The organism is Candidatus Zixiibacteriota bacterium (genome assembly GCA_026397505.1).
In the GTDB taxonomy this organism is placed as follows: Bacteria; Zixibacteria; MSB-5A5; order GN15; family PGXB01; genus JAPLUR01.
The window spans coordinates 22,138-36,580 of the sequence record JAPLUR010000010.1 but is presented as its reverse complement, the minus strand read 5'-3'; the positions used below and the strand labels follow the sequence as shown (position 1 = coordinate 36,580).

Annotated in this window: 12 protein-coding genes; 8 read left to right on the top strand and 4 right to left on the bottom strand. The window is 47.2% G+C overall.

Going from position 1 to position 14,443, the window contains the following annotated elements; all coding sequences use genetic code 11:
* A partial coding sequence (locus NT002_00490) for an efflux RND transporter periplasmic adaptor subunit (GenBank protein ID MCX6827756.1) occupies positions 1-935 on the bottom strand: 935 nt, incomplete at its 3' end.
* A gap of 232 nt (positions 936-1,167) precedes the next feature.
* Here NT002_00490 and NT002_00485 point away from each other — a divergent pair.
* Both NT002_00485 and NT002_00480 read left to right on the top strand, forming a co-directional pair.
* Positions 1,168-1,797, top strand: a complete 630-nt coding sequence (locus tag NT002_00485) for a DUF47 family protein (GenBank protein MCX6827755.1) — start codon at positions 1,168-1,170, stop codon at positions 1,795-1,797.
* A gap of 2 nt (positions 1,798-1,799) precedes the next feature.
* Positions 1,800-2,831 carry an inorganic phosphate transporter gene (locus NT002_00480; protein MCX6827754.1) on the top strand — a complete coding sequence of 344 codons (1,032 nt, stop codon included), beginning with the start codon at positions 1,800-1,802 and terminating at the stop codon, positions 2,829-2,831.
* A gap of 1,017 nt (positions 2,832-3,848) precedes the next feature.
* Here NT002_00480 and NT002_00475 read toward each other — a convergent pair.
* On the bottom strand, positions 3,849-4,313 hold the full coding sequence (locus tag NT002_00475; protein MCX6827753.1) for a hypothetical protein: 465 nt from the start codon (positions 4,311-4,313) through the stop codon (positions 3,849-3,851).
* Positions 4,314-4,328: 15 nt separating this feature from the next.
* Positions 4,329-6,680 carry an ATP-binding protein gene (locus NT002_00470; protein ID MCX6827752.1) on the bottom strand — a complete coding sequence of 784 codons (2,352 nt, stop codon included), beginning with the start codon at positions 6,678-6,680 and terminating at the stop codon, positions 4,329-4,331.
* 247 nt (positions 6,681-6,927) lie between these two features.
* Here NT002_00470 and lon point away from each other — a divergent pair, with 247 nt between their 5' ends.
* The 6 genes from lon (at position 6,928) to NT002_00440 (ending at position 14,061) form a co-directional block, all read left to right on the top strand.
* Positions 6,928-9,333 (top strand): endopeptidase La, encoded by a 2,406-nt coding sequence (gene lon / locus NT002_00465; protein MCX6827751.1) that lies wholly within the window; start codon positions 6,928-6,930, stop codon positions 9,331-9,333.
* A gap of 44 nt (positions 9,334-9,377) precedes the next feature.
* Positions 9,378-9,953, top strand: coding sequence for a ribosome biogenesis GTP-binding protein YihA/YsxC (gene yihA / locus NT002_00460; protein ID MCX6827750.1), 576 nt, complete (start codon positions 9,378-9,380; stop codon positions 9,951-9,953).
* Positions 9,953-11,227, top strand: coding sequence for an adenylosuccinate synthase (locus NT002_00455; GenBank protein MCX6827749.1), 1,275 nt, complete (start codon positions 9,953-9,955; stop codon positions 11,225-11,227). The genes yihA and NT002_00455 overlap by 1 nt, the downstream gene beginning before the upstream one ends.
* A 118-nt stretch (positions 11,228-11,345) precedes the next feature.
* A complete protein-coding gene (locus tag NT002_00450) occupies positions 11,346-12,791 on the top strand; it encodes a transglutaminase-like domain-containing protein (GenBank protein MCX6827748.1) in 1,446 nt (481 codons plus the stop codon).
* A gap of 233 nt (positions 12,792-13,024) precedes the next feature.
* A complete protein-coding gene (locus tag NT002_00445) occupies positions 13,025-13,675 on the top strand; it encodes a ribonuclease HII (GenBank protein MCX6827747.1) in 651 nt (216 codons plus the stop codon).
* Positions 13,676-13,689: 14 nt separating this feature from the next.
* On the top strand, positions 13,690-14,061 hold the full coding sequence (locus NT002_00440; GenBank protein MCX6827746.1) for a YraN family protein: 372 nt from the start codon (positions 13,690-13,692) through the stop codon (positions 14,059-14,061).
* On the opposite strand, the gene NT002_00435 is transcribed toward NT002_00440, so the two are convergent.
* Positions 14,043-14,441, bottom strand: a complete 399-nt coding sequence (locus NT002_00435; GenBank protein MCX6827745.1) for a hypothetical protein — start codon at positions 14,439-14,441, stop codon at positions 14,043-14,045. The two genes, NT002_00440 and NT002_00435, sit on opposite strands and share 19 nt — an antisense overlap.
* Between the last annotated feature and the right edge of the window lie 2 nt (positions 14,442-14,443).

Below are 14,443 nucleotides of genomic sequence, written 5' to 3'. Positions count from 1 at the left end.
GATTTTGCTTTGCCGTTATCGCAGAGATATACTTTTTCGCCGTTTATTTCCGGAACGATCGCCTCGGAAGGAATGACAATCGCCTGCGGCAGTTCCTCAAGCGTGATCGCCACTTTGGCAAATGATCCGGTAATCAGGTTTCCATCGGGGTTGGCAATTTTCGCCCGCGACTTGATGGTGCGGGTATCAGCGTCGATTTTGGATTCCACTGCATAATCGACACCTTTGTGTTCTTCCTGAGAATCGCCCATTCGCGCCGATATTTCGGTGCCGTTTTTAATCTGTCCGGCATATTTTTCCGGAACCGAAAATTCCACTTTCATCGGGTCGGTATCCCGCATCGTGGCCACCATCACACTGGGTGTGACATAGCCACCCTGGCTGATATAACGCAATCCGATTGTTCCATCGAAAGGGGCCGTGATTTCCGTTTTAGCCAGTTGCGCCTCAATAGCCTCTTTTTCCGCCTGAACCATTTTCAGCGTGTTGAGGGTTCTATCATAATCTTCCTGGCTGATAACTTTGATATCAAAGAGTCTTTTCTGACGGCCTTCTTCAACCGAGGCCTGCTTTTCCTCGACCTCTTTCCGCTTGAGCTGGGCTATCAATTCGCGGTCATTAATTTTCAGAAGCGGTTCCCCTTTTCTGACCCTTTTTCCTTCCGCGAAAAAGACCCCGGTAACACGGCCGGAAATTTCCGACCGCAATTCGACCTCCTCGTTAGCCAACAGCGTTCCGGTCGTGGATATTGTGTTGCGGAGAAGTTGAGGTTTGACAACCAAAGCTTCCACTGGCACGATATTTTTCCCGCCACCGCCACCTCGGGCGGGCTGGCTTCCGTTCCCCTTGGAACAGCCATTGATGAGAAACCCCGATAGCCCCAGGATTGATAATATCAGGATCAGGTGAACTAATTTCTTTGATGACATAGGCATTTAAACACTTTAATATGGGCTAAGTTCCATCAATCTTCGGCCAGGTGGCTAACTCCGCCGAAGGGCTCAAAAATGCGTGGTATCGGCGGGTAAGCCCTTCCGTCTTTGCCTCCATATACTTCGCAATGCCTTTGACATTCGGTCGAGATTTCATTAATTTCCAGACCGCTTATGAGAAACTATCCCCACCCATCAATTCGCGAGTCCTCAGAAATGAATATTCGGAGCATTTATGTTTAAAAGATTACTGCCGAAGGAAACCGGTTTTTTCGATTTCTTCGAACATCACAGCAAATTGTCAATTGAGGCATGTCGGGAATTGCATGCCATTGCCCTGAATCCCATGGAGCTGGCCAGTCGTGCCGGCCGCATTAAGGATCTCGAGCACAAGGCGGATGATATCACCCATAAATGCATCGATGCTCTTCATCGAACTTTTATTACGCCCATCGACCGATCGGAAATTCTCCACCTGATGAAACGTCTGGATGATATAATCGACTCTATCGACTCGACCGCCTCGCGCATGATGCTCTATGAATTGACAGACCTGCGTCCTGAAATGAAGAATTTCACGGAAGTGCTGATTAAAGCCACTACGGAGATTGATGTTGCTATCGGCAATCTGCGCGATATGAAGAAGGGGGCAAAGGCCATTGAAAAGTGCTGCCGCGCCATTTATGAGGCCGAAAATGCCGGTGACCAGGTTTTGCGCACGGCACTGGCGAGGCTTTTCAAAGAAGAGACCGATGGGGTCCTGGTGATAAAATGGAAAGATATCTTTGAACGTCTCGAGACAGCCACTGACCGCTGTGAGGATGTAGCCAATATTATCGAAGGCATTGTGATCGAGGCCTCCTGATCATGACCCCAATAATGTTTGTCGTCATCGGGACGGTTGCGGTCGCCCTTATCTTTGATGTCATCAATGGCTTCCATGATGCCGCCAATTCAATCGCCACGGTGGTTTCTACCCGGGTGCTGAGTCCCAGAGTGGCTGTCTGGTGGGCCGCCTTTTTCAATTTTGTCGCCATGTTCATATTTGCGCCTCGCGTGGCCGACACAATTGCCAAAATTATCAAGATAGACGGCCACGACACGGTTTATGTTTATGTGGTGCTGGCGGGTCTGCTCGGAGCTATCGTCTGGGATCTGATCACCTGGCGGCTGGGCTTGCCGACCAGTTCCTCGCATGCGCTGATCGGCGGGGTTGCCGGGGCCGGCCTTGCCTATAAGGGATTGGATATTATCCGCTGGGGAAATATCTGGAAAACTGTTCAATTCATTCCCCTTGCACCTCTTATCGGCCTGGTAATTGGCTTTATTATCATGATAATTGTCTTCTGGATATTCCGCCGCTGGCGGCCCAGTAGTGTTGACAAGCTTTTTCGTAAGGGGCAGTTGTTATCGGCGGCGCTCTATTCGTTGGGGCATGGCGGTAACGATGCCCAGAAAACCATGGGAATTATCATGGCGCTGTTGATCGCCGGGGGAGTCATGAAACCGGAGACCAAACTCTCTCTCACCAATCTCGACACGTTGTGGATCATCTTGTCCTGTCATCTGGCCATGGGCCTGGGCACGGCTTTCGGCGGCTGGCGAATCGTGAAAACGATGGGGATGAAAATCACCAAGCTTAAACCGGTGGGCGGCTTTTGTGCCGAGACTGCCGGCGCCGCCACGTTGTTTATGGCGACTCACCTGGGCATTCCCGTCTCCACCACGCACACGATTACCGGCGCGATTGTGGGGGTCGGCGCCACGACAAATCTTTCGGGGATTAAGTGGGGTGTCGCCGGCCGGATTGTCTGGGCCTGGGTTTTCACCATACCAGCCTCGGCCCTGCTCGCCACCGGCTGTTTCTATCTTATCAAGCTTCTCCACCCGGGATTCTGAGACACTGGTTGAAACCCACGCACCCTGACATTTTTGTGGTAATTTCATGGACCCTTGCGGGGCAGAAGCACATTACGCCTCAATTGTAAACACCCGCTCACGCGATGTATTAACAGACCCAGTATAAACTAACATGCTTTGAACCTATTGCGCCGGCTTGTACCGTGCATAGAGAAGATCCATCGCTTTTGTCGCTGCGTGCCGTACCGCTTCACTCTGCCCCATATCATGACTTGCGCGATTTAAAAACTCGACATCGCTTAGGGTTCCAAGAAAAGCAATATAATATATGGAACGAATTTTCTCTTCGTCATCGCCAAGTTGATAAAATGCCTTACTACGTCTTACTTCGTATTTGTTAATCTTATTTCTGTCTGAAAATATCCGGATATATTCTAATTCGACTGATCTAATGGGATCCCTTATCGCCAATAGGGGATTGCGACGTATTCCTTGCCATCTAGCGAAAGTGCTCGTAGCATATAGTATGATGCCAATTAGTAGGAGCAAGCTAGTAATATATATTAGCATGATGCACCACCATATTCAATTCGTCGGAATCTCACATAGTTCAATTGAAATCTTGTTATGATGGAATAAGCCAAAGCATATGCAAAAGACCCCAATTGACACCAGTTATTTTTCACTAGATCAATGTGCCCCGCAATAATTCTGCAGTACACCGTAGTAATAAATACTACAAATATCATTGGCAATAGAATGTGAAATACAATGTTCCGCCTTCTTTTCTTGTCAATATCATCTTCAAATAGTATTTCGCTAGCACTACTGGTTACAATGCCTGAGCAAAAAAATAATATGACGCCGGACTGGAGATAAACATACATGTCAACGTTTGGTTTCTCAAGCCATTGTATTAGGATGGATATCCAGAGTTGAAGTAATCCAAAAACAACACCGAAAAAGAACCATATTATGACATCTCTTATTGCCTTATATCGATAATGCCCCAATCGGTTTTTGCCAATCAATCTATTAACGATACCTCTTATTGCATTAATCATGCTGGCCAAGCCTCTCGATAACATCTACGAAATCTTTTATGAAGACGGGTTTTATCAAGACAGCAGATGGCCGCTTCAAAAGAGCGCCGGATGCAACAAGTTCCGTGATATATTTATTGACGTCCGGTATGTGAGTCAGGACAATTATTGGTATTGAAATGCTCCACTGTATCATAATGGCCTCAAGTTGCATCAGTACCTTGAGCCCAGTATAAATGCCATCGTTGTTGTCCTGAAAATATTTGGGTATCGAGAAATCCCTATATTCAGGTGCAGCGTAGTGAGGCATCATTATATCAACAACGATCAATTGAAATTGCTTCGGATCAGTACCAAAAATTTCAATAGATTCTATTGGATTTCGTATGTGAGTGACCGAATAATCACCCATCGATGGCAGTCCTTCTCGCAACGGCGCAGTCCTTATATCATCATCATCTATAAAAAGAATATTCATACATCAACCCTTTCACTATTGTTGCAGTACTCTAAATGAAGGTAGCCTCATTGTTATGATCGTTGGATTATGGCCAGATTTCACAAAAACATCACCGCCATGAAATCTCAGAATGGTCTTGCATATGAATAAACCCAGCCCAAGTCCACCGGCGCTCTGTATACCGGCGTTTCTGCCTTTTCTGTGAAGCTCGAACACGACTTTCTTCTCGTCCTCATCTATACCTATACCCTGGTTCTCGAAATCGATATGAAGTGCTCCTCGATCATCGAAATATGGTCTTATTTTTATATCCGCGAGCATATTGGGTGTTACTGCTTTATTCTTAGGATCAAATGAGTACTTAATTGCATTGCGTATGAGATTGCTGAAAACCTGTATTATCTGTTTCCTGTCTACCAAGATACTTACAGGGAGTGGTTCATAGTGAATATCAATATGCCTTTCGCGTCTTGCTTCATCCTGAAAGGCGTTCTTCATAGGCATTAGGATATCCTTCTCCAGCCAGAGCTCCTCTTCTCGCGGCTGTTCTATACTCCATTCACCTTTTGTCATAATAAGACTGGTTAATTCTACATCCTGAAGAGGGGGTGTCATAATATCAACCGCAAGCATCACAGCATCATCGAGTTTACGCAGGGCTACAATTGAATTGCCAGTTTCGATGTTTCTCTTCACAAGTTCTAAATTATTCCTCAGGCCCATAAGACTCGAACCAAATTCATGAACAAAAGTGAGCATAAATTCATGGTTCAATCTAACCCCTTCCTTCATAGTGTAAATAATGCCAAAAATACCAGCCCAAAACTGCAGTCCTTCTAAATAGAAGTGATTAAAACAGTTGAAAACGGCATTTGATTTGTGTACAACGTCGACACATCGTATTACACCTACAACCTCGCCGCCGGGCGAAATCACCTGTGTCGCCATCATAGAATGGCTGTTGTTACGCGTTTCTGGAACGTATTCCTCAAATTTCGGTGATCGCCTTTTATCGTCATAAAGGTTATATACTATTTCGCCATAAGGTCTTCTGGCTAATTCCGCTGCTATAAAGCCCGTTATGCCCTCACCAATTCTATAGATTCTACTGCCAACTAAATATTTGGCATTTTGCGTTTGATCGGTTGTACCTACAAGTCTTAAATATCTTGAAGTGCGATCAATAATGAATATTGATGCTGCGGCAGCATCAAGTGTCGTGCGGATTAATTCGGCCATATCACTATAAAATTCGATCCCCGTCATAGAAGATACTTCCAGAAGCCTTTTCGAGAAAATACGACTCCGCTTGTATAATTCATTCCGCGTTGCTGAATATATTGAAACCGCGACCCGACGAGCGAATGATACGAACATTGGTAATCTTGATCTCCATATCGCACGACCCGGGAAGCAGATTAATACGCCTAAGACTAAACGATTATCAGGCAAAATGAGTGGTATTACAAGTGCTTTTCTTGTATCCAACTCTCTAACCGCCTCAAACCATTTGAAATCCTCAGGTTTCAGATCCTCAACATAATCGATTTTCTTACTGATTATTGCCCTTCCTACAAAGCTATCGGAAACCTTCAGAAATTCGGGGCCTTTCAGATTCTTTTTTCTTTCAGATTCTAATTCGGTTAGACCCACAACATGCCGGACAACAAGATAGTCATTTGTTGGGTCATTATAAGGTGCTTGCGGGTCAAGTATGCATAGAGCTGAGAGACGGGAATTAGTCCACGTATTCAGAAATGACAATATTCTTTCGAAAGTCTCGTCTAAGTCATTGTTGATTATATCAAGGAATTCCGGGATATCGCTACGTGCAGCATTATATGGTGGGGGGGCTTGGCGGTCATCTGTGTAGCCAATCATCTTCAAATGAGCATTATAATAATTCTGAAGGTCTGTGGCATATTCCTTTAGTCTTTTTCCCCTATCCTTAAAGCTAATCTGGTCCATATAGAGGTCTATGGTGAATTTCTCCAAGAATGATTTTGCTTCTTCTTTATTTGTCAGTACTCCGCCCAAGCAAAGAATAGCCACAATTCGCTTCTTATCTGCACACCAAATTGGCTCAACAACATGCTGAAGACCGAAAGGACAACTCTCCAATTCCTTTAATGCTTTTTTGTCCGTATCGATGAGTACCCGCGCTGCCAGTGCTATATTTCTTTCCGAGCATCCCCCGCGTCCAACCTGGTTATAGTGCTGCAAACAAATAGGATTCAAATCAGATTCATTCAAAATCGGCGGCCTACCGGGCTCAACATATATCCCGACTGCTAGTCCAGAATTGAGAAAAAAACCTTGGAGGAATATCTTGAGGGTATCCTCGGTCACAACATCGGTGAGCTTTGGTATGTTTGATTTGTGCATGGATTTGCTTCAAATTCTATTTTGCCCTAAGGCTTCCCGCATCCTCTGCGATCACATGGCTTGGCGCAAATTCCTTTTTAAATTATAGATAAATATATCCTCGCCGTCAAGCTCAAAAAAAGGGATTTTCGTATCTCTTATTATGGGTGGCAATGCCATAATTCGTCAAAAAAAATCCCCATTGAACGGAAAATTAGTTAGATTATAGGTTGTATGCCCAGAATTACCCTAAATGCAGTGAATCATTATGAAACTTGATTTCAGCGAAGAAAAAGTCGAAATAAAGTCGCGGTTGCCGGTGCTGCCGCTGCGCGATATTGTCATATTCCCCCATATGATTTACCCCCTCCTGGTTGGGCGGCAGTTTACGGTCTCGGCCCTTCAGGAGGCAATGATTCTCGATAAGCAGATTTTCCTCTGCGCCCAGAAAACCCCCGAGATCGATATTCCTAACCTCGAGGATCTCCATCAGGTCGGCGTGGTCGCCCGCATCCTCCAGGTGATGAAACTCCCCAACGGCACCATAAAGGTTCTGGTTGAAGGATTAATCCGCGCCCGAATAAAGACCTTCAATAAAACCGGCGGGTTCTACACCGCCCGCCTTCAGTTAGTCTCGGCCGATTCTTTCAAGGATACCGAAACCGAGGCCCTTGCAAGGACTGTCAGTGAGCTTTTCTCCGAATATGTGCGTCTCAACCGCCGTATCCCCGAAGAGGTTCTCTTCTCTATTTCCTCTATCGATGATTACCAGCGGCTGGCCGATACTATCGCCGCCCATATCCTGCTCAAAATGGAGACCAAGCAGCAGATACTGGAGTTTGAGACGGTCAAACCGCAGTTGATTAAGCTGGGCGATACTCTTCGCTCGGAAATTGAGATTCTTAAAATCGAGCAGAAAATTGATGGCACCGTTCGCGAATCACTCTCCCGCAATCAGAAAGAGTTCTATCTCCAGCAGCAGTTGAAAGCCATAAAAGAGGAGCTGGGGCAGGGGGAGGATATCGGCAATGAGGTCGAGGACCTTGAGGATAAGCTGGAGGAGCTTTCGGCGCCTCCGGAAGTAAAAAAGCGGGCAGATGAGGATATTAAGAAGCTGTCAAAAATGCACCCTTATTCTGCCGAATCGGCAGTTCTGAGAACATATGTCGAGTGGCTATTATCATTACCCTGGAACAGTGTCACGACCGATAGAGGAAATTTCGCCGAAGTAAAATCTATCCTTGATGGCGACCACTACGGACTCGAAAAACCGAAAAAACGGATTTTGGAGCACCTCGCTGTTTTGAAAATAGCAAAAAAGGTGAAAGGGCCGATTCTCTGCCTGGTCGGGCCTCCGGGCGTCGGGAAAACCTCTTTAGGCCGCTCCATAGCCCGGGCATTGGATAGGAAGTTTGTTCGGATGTCGCTGGGCGGGATTCATGATGAGGCCGAAATTCGCGGGCACAGGAGAACCTATGTCGGTTCGCTGCCGGGCAGAATAATACAATCGATCAAGAAAGCCGGCTCCGCTAACCCGGTGTTCTTATTGGATGAGGTTGATAAAATCGGCATTGATTTTCGCGGCGACCCGGCGGCGGCGCTTCTGGAAGTGCTCGATCCGGAGCAAAATGCCACTTTCTCGGATAATTATCTCGAGCTCGATTTCGACCTCTCGCGAATTCTTTTTATCACTACCGCCAATTCTGTCTCCGGCATTCCGCGACCGCTGGCCGACCGGATGGAAATTATCCGCTTACCGGGGTATCTGGAGCATGAAAAGCTGGGAATTATCAAAGGATACCTGATTCCAAAGTTGAAAAAGGAAATGGGTCTTGAGGGTATTGATATTGAATTCAATGACAGTGCCCTGATAGAAATAATCAGATATTACACCCGGGAATCCGGGGTTCGAGAGGCCGAGAGGCAATTGGCCTCGATTATGCGGAAAGTCGCCCAGCAGTTGGCGGAAGGGAAGAAGCGCCGCAGATTCCCTGTCAGCGCTTCGAAAGCCTCATCTTATCTTGGTGTGCGGCAATATATTTCGACAGATATTCAGGCCCGTCCGGGACCGGGGTACGCAGTTGGCCTAGCCTGGACCGAATTCGGCGGCGAGCTTCTTCCGATTGAAGTAACTCTCATGAAAGGCTCCTCTAAGCTGACTCTGACCGGCCGGCTCGGGACTGTCATGCAGGAATCGGCTTCCGCCGCGCTATCATATGTCCGAAGCCATGCCGGCAGATTCAATTTGGCTTCCGATTTCTTTGAGAAAATGGAAATTCATCTCCATGCGCCGGAGGGAGCAGTGCCTAAAGATGGCCCCTCGGCTGGAATTACTATCCTGCTGGCTATGATTTCCGCTCTGACCGAGACGCCAATTCGCTCCAGCCTCGCCTTTACCGGCGAAATAACCTTGAGCGGTGATGTTCTCGCTATCGGTGGACTAAATGAGAAGCTTCTGGCGGCCAAAAGATCCGGGATAACCGATATTCTTTATCCTTTCAAAAACAAGAAAGATCTTGCCGATCTCCCCACCGAACTGCTGCACGGACTTAACCTGATGCCGATTAAGAAGGTCGAGGACGCCTTGAAGGTGGCTTTCAAACAGGGATTTCGAAAGAAAGCCCCGGCCAAGGCTGCGGAAAAAAGAAAAAAAGAAACTACCCGGACCCAATAAAATTCCTTATACTTGCCCGGTTATTCTGGACAAGCCAAAAACAGATGATAAGAAAGGCGCTTTTTCACGGGTCGTACTACGATGTCCGGAATATACCCAATGATCGACTCCTGCAAATGGCTTTCGCCGGGCGCTCCAATGTCGGCAAATCATCCCTGCTTAATCATCTGGTCGGCCGGAAAGGACTGGCCAAGACCTCAAGCACACCCGGAAGAACCCAGTCGTTGAACTTCTTCCTCATCGAAGATCGCTACTATTTTGTCGACCTCCCCGGCTATGGGTACGCAAGAGCCCCCCAAAAAGTGAAAGACGATTGGGGGAAACTTGTGGATAAGTATGTAAATGAGGTGGAAAACCTGTGTGGAATGGTACTTTTGCTCGATTGCCGGCGGGAATTGAACGAGATGGACCTGATGTTGGTCGACTGGCTGCAAAATAGGAAACTGGATTTCCTTCCCGTTCTGACCAAGGCCGACAAATTGAGCAGGAGTGCTTTAATCCGTAAAACCAACGAAACCACTCAACTTCTAAGACTACCCGCAGTCCCGTTTTCGATACTTTCCGGGATGGGTGTCAAGGAAGTCTGGAAATGGATTTTACAAAAAGTGGGAGATAGATAATGGGTAAGAATGTTATCGTGGTCGGATGTCAGTGGGGCGATGAGGGTAAAGGGAAGGTGGTTGATATTCTGGCGGAGAAAGCAGATATCATCACCCGTTTCCAAGGCGGGGCCAACGCCGGGCACACTATTATCGCCGGTGGGAAGAAATATATTCTTCACCTGATCCCATCGGGTGTGATTCATCCGGGTAAGATCTGCTATATCGGCAATGGGGTGGTGCTCGACCCGTTTGGCCTGATGGAGGAACTTCAGTGGCTTCACGATGAGGGAATCAGCACGGCCGGGCGCCTCTTTATCTCAGCCGCCGTCAATCTGGTCCTTCCCTATCATAAGCTGATTGATTGTATCGATGAAAAGAAACGAGGCGGCGATGGTATCGGAACGACTCTGCGCGGTATCGGCCCAGCCTATCGGGATAAGATTGACCGCTGTGGAATCCGCCTGAGTGACCTTTTTGATTCCGATAAATTGAAGAAGAAGCTGGAGCTTCAGCCGAAAATAAAAGCGGAATACTTCTCCGGCTCTGCCGATGAACGAGCCGATATCGACAAGATATATAATGATCTTCTCGCATTGGTTCCGATCCTCGAGCCGATGGCGGCTGATGTTTCTTTTCAGCTGGAGCGGCATAATCAGGAAGGGAAATCGATTCTGTTTGAGGGGGCGCAGGGGGCGATGCTGGATATTGATTTGGGAACTTATCCTTTCACAACCTCTTCCAATACCACTGTCGGTGGGGCGCTCACCGGGCTGGGGATGGGGCCAAAGATGATCGATGAGGTTATCGGCGTGGTGAAAACCTATACCACTCGGGTGGGGTGCGGGCCATTTCCGACCGAGCTGATCGACAAGGATGGCGAACATCTCCGTAAGGCCGGGGGCGAATTTGGCGCCACCACCGGGCGGCCGCGCCGGACCGGCTGGCTCGATATGGTCGCCCTCCGCTACGCCTGCCGTATCAATGGCATCGAAAAAATCGCCCTCACCAAGCTCGACGTGCTCGATAAATTCGAGAAAATCAAAGTCTGTGTCGGCTATGAATCGAACGGAAAAACAGTCGACCAGGTGCCGCTCGATATAGCCGAACTGTGGAATGTCAAACCGGTCTATCGCGAATTTGAGGGATGGATTAGTTCCACCACCGGGGTGACCGATTTTGCCCGATTGCCAAAGAAGGCACAGGACTACTTGAAGTACATAGCCGGGGAGCTAAGAGTCGGCATCGCTCTGGTTTCGACCGGGCCGGGGCGGGATGATACGATAGTCCTATAGTATGGGTCGCAATAGATTTGAGCCTAGATTTCATATAAAAGAGGAATATTGGTTGATGTTATATGAGAATTTTGTAATATTTATTATCTAGCTTTAAACGTGAACCATGGGGGTAAGAATGCTAAACAGACTGTTGACACTGGCTCTGATTGCCTTTTTCTTCGTGCTCAATAGCACAAGCGCCGCGCCGCTTAAGGAATACTGGCTTAGAATGGAGCAAAATGGTAAGGCATACGGATACGAGCATATACAGATAAGAACGCTTGATGACGGCAATCTGGAATATCGATACAATAAACATGTAAAGCCTGAACTGCGGCAGTTTCTGCCGGGCGATATTGTGGAGGAAGGGACTTTTCTTGTCACCCCCGACTTCAGACCGGCGAACGGAATGAGTTTTCACTATCGTATTGCATCTCCGGCGAGAAGTATCAATATGCAGGGCGGCTGTGGTGATAGTTACTTATGGATGAATTGTTGGGATGATCTTATAGGCGAATGTTGTGACGTGGAATTCGATGCCGATAACGCATATTACGATATTGTCATCCCGGATTTGATTCTCTTAAATAAGGATTTGGATGAATGGAAATTCGACGCTTTCAATCCGGGGGAATGGGAGCCGGATACCGCTACTGTGAAAATCACTGCAAGAAATGATACCTCAGTTAGTGCCACAATATTATTACGCGGCTCAAAGATAAATTACATCTTGGATACGCGTCGCGGTATCAAAGAAATTGAGGTTGAAGATAGTGGGGCTTCTTTTATAGAGCGTGCGGTCGATTCCGCAACCGCCATAAATGTCGACTATTTAAATGTTGTGAGTGATGATATAGGCAGGATATCTACGGAGTATCAATTCCGTGATTTTGATAGAATGAAACAGACTTATATTCAATTTACCTGCAATATGAACACTTTCAGGTATATGAACAATTTGACGGATAATCATCAGAAATGCATCGAAATCATGTACCCGAAAAGGTTTGCCGCTTTATTGGAAATCAACCGCCCTGAGCCGAAAAATGTAACTTTTCCTTTACCCATAACTGGCAATCAATACAGTGATTGCTTGGGGGAGAGTGAACTCGTCCGTTTTGGCGAAGAAATAAAGCCTCTGGCGGCCGATATCGTCAGCAATGTAACGGACGCCTATGAGGTGGTTAAGAATATTCTGGACTGGATATCATCCAACATTGAATATAATCCAGCGGCAGGGCTTCAAAAAGCGTCCGAGACTATTTTCCGCAAGCAGGGAAATTGCGGCGAAATGGCTATTCTATTTGCATCGCTTGCCCGAGCCGCAGGCATTCCCACCAGATTTGCTTATGGCGAGAAATATATGACTACGTACTGGCACGGTCAGATATGGAATGAGGTTTGGATCGGTGACTGGGTTGCAGTTGATCCATCTGTTGGGCAATTTATAGCCGGTCCCGGCCATATTAAAATAAACTCCTCTCCAGACTATTTTACTCTTCAGAGAATGCCAACAAAAATAGGTGCTGATTTCACTCTGGACTTTCTGGAATTTAAAATGGACTCCGCCAAGATTGAATAGGCCCTGAAATCGCTTTCCTCCCGGTTCCAAATTGGCAGACAATCTCGGTAATCGGTTGGATCATTTCGGCATGAAAAGGAATTAGGAGAGCTTCTTATGATTGCTTTGGAAGACAATTCATTATCCATGTCTTTAAAAAAATATCATATTGGGGTTGTATTTGGCCGATAGACTATATAGAATTCGCTTGATTAGAAAAATAATGATACTATATTAAATTTGGTGATGTGCTGATGCCAACCACACTGAAAATCAATCGTTCGTTCGGGTTGATGCCCGATTTGGCCCATATCGAGGAATCGCTCTGCGCCAAAGGATACAACTTTGTTGCAGGCGTTGATGAGGCCGGGCGGGGCCCGCTGGCTGGGCCGGTGGTAGCGGCCGCCGTAATCATTCCCAAAGGGGTTGTCATTCCCGGTGTTGATGATTCCAAAAAACTGAGCCCGCGCCGGCGCGAGGAACTATTCGATGATATCGCCGCCGCCGGCGCTGTCTGTGCCGTCGGTATTATCGACAATGCCACTATTGATCAGGTCAATATCCTGCGCGCCTCGCTTCTGGCTATGCGCAAAGCGGTCATATCGCTGGGGACAAAGCCGGAATTGATTCTGGTTGACGGCAATCATACTATCCCCAATCTGGAAATCCCCCAGTTTGCCATTGTCGGCGGAGATTCCATCTGCGCCTGCATCTCGGCTGCCTCCATTATTGCCAAGGTCACCCGCGACCGGATTATGGACAAGTATCAGGAACTCTACCCGGAATTCTCATTCTCGGAGCATCGCGGCTACCCCACGGCCAAACATCTTGATGAACTCCGGATGTTCGGTCCAACCGAGATTCACCGTCGCACTTTCCGCCCGGTCGAGGAAATTCTCAAATAATCATTCCCATCACTTTGAACCGGAAATCCAAACAGAGCACGCGGGCTAAAGGAGAGGGCTTTGAGAAGCTGGCCGAGGAATTTCTTGTTAGGGAGGGATTCCGCATTCTGGAAAGAAACTGGCAGGCCGGCCACAAAGAAATTGATATCATAGCAACCAAAGAGAACTTGGTGGCCTTTGTGGAGGTCAAGGGAAGCCGGAGCGGTGAGTATGGCCATCCCAGCGAATGGGTCAACCGCCACAAGAGAGAAAATTTAGTCCAGGCGGCGCAGCAGTTCATTATCGAACACGAATTAATCGGATTTGATTTCCGCTTTGATCTGATAACTTTTTTCGAGGGGAAATTAGAACATTACCCCGATGCTTTTCAAATAGAATCCGATTGAACTTTAGCTCTGATTGAATCGGCCGATATCTTTGCCCTCTTTCTCAACTCTTCCTGCCACCATTTGACACTGCTGTCGGTCATGTCCGTGACATATTTCCAGAATACGGCCCATTCCTCGTGATCATCTTTGAATCGCTCTTTGAAATCGAGCATTTCTTTTGCCGTAACATTGTACTTGCGCAATATCGAATCCCTGACCACCGAAAAAGAGTCTTTCTTGTTGCGGTAAAGCTCGGCTGCAACCGAGGTTTCGGTGATTGCTCCGGCATAGCGACGGTATTCAATTTGCAGACGGTGCTCTTTCCAGTCTCTTATCCATAGATATCCGGTTACAATCAGAGCCGCCAGAACCAAAACGCCGATAATCCGCCAGATCAAAG

Coding starts and splice junctions, on each gene's coding strand:
- NT002_00480 (MCX6827754.1), top strand. CDS start 1,800: ATGACCCCAATAATGTTTGTCGTCATCGGGACGGTTGCGGTCGCCCTT.
- NT002_00470 (MCX6827752.1), bottom strand. CDS start 6,680: ATGCACAAATCAAACATACCAAAGCTCACCGATGTTGTGACCGAGGAT.
- NT002_00475 (MCX6827753.1), bottom strand. CDS start 4,313: ATGAATATTCTTTTTATAGATGATGATGATATAAGGACTGCGCCGTTG.
- NT002_00485 (MCX6827755.1), top strand. CDS start 1,168: ATGTTTAAAAGATTACTGCCGAAGGAAACCGGTTTTTTCGATTTCTTC.
- NT002_00445 (MCX6827747.1), top strand. CDS start 13,025: ATGCCAACCACACTGAAAATCAATCGTTCGTTCGGGTTGATGCCCGAT.
- lon (MCX6827751.1), top strand. CDS start 6,928: ATGAAACTTGATTTCAGCGAAGAAAAAGTCGAAATAAAGTCGCGGTTG.
- yihA (MCX6827750.1), top strand. CDS start 9,378: ATGATAAGAAAGGCGCTTTTTCACGGGTCGTACTACGATGTCCGGAAT.
- NT002_00450 (MCX6827748.1), top strand. CDS start 11,346: ATGCTAAACAGACTGTTGACACTGGCTCTGATTGCCTTTTTCTTCGTG.
- NT002_00455 (MCX6827749.1), top strand. CDS start 9,953: ATGGGTAAGAATGTTATCGTGGTCGGATGTCAGTGGGGCGATGAGGGT.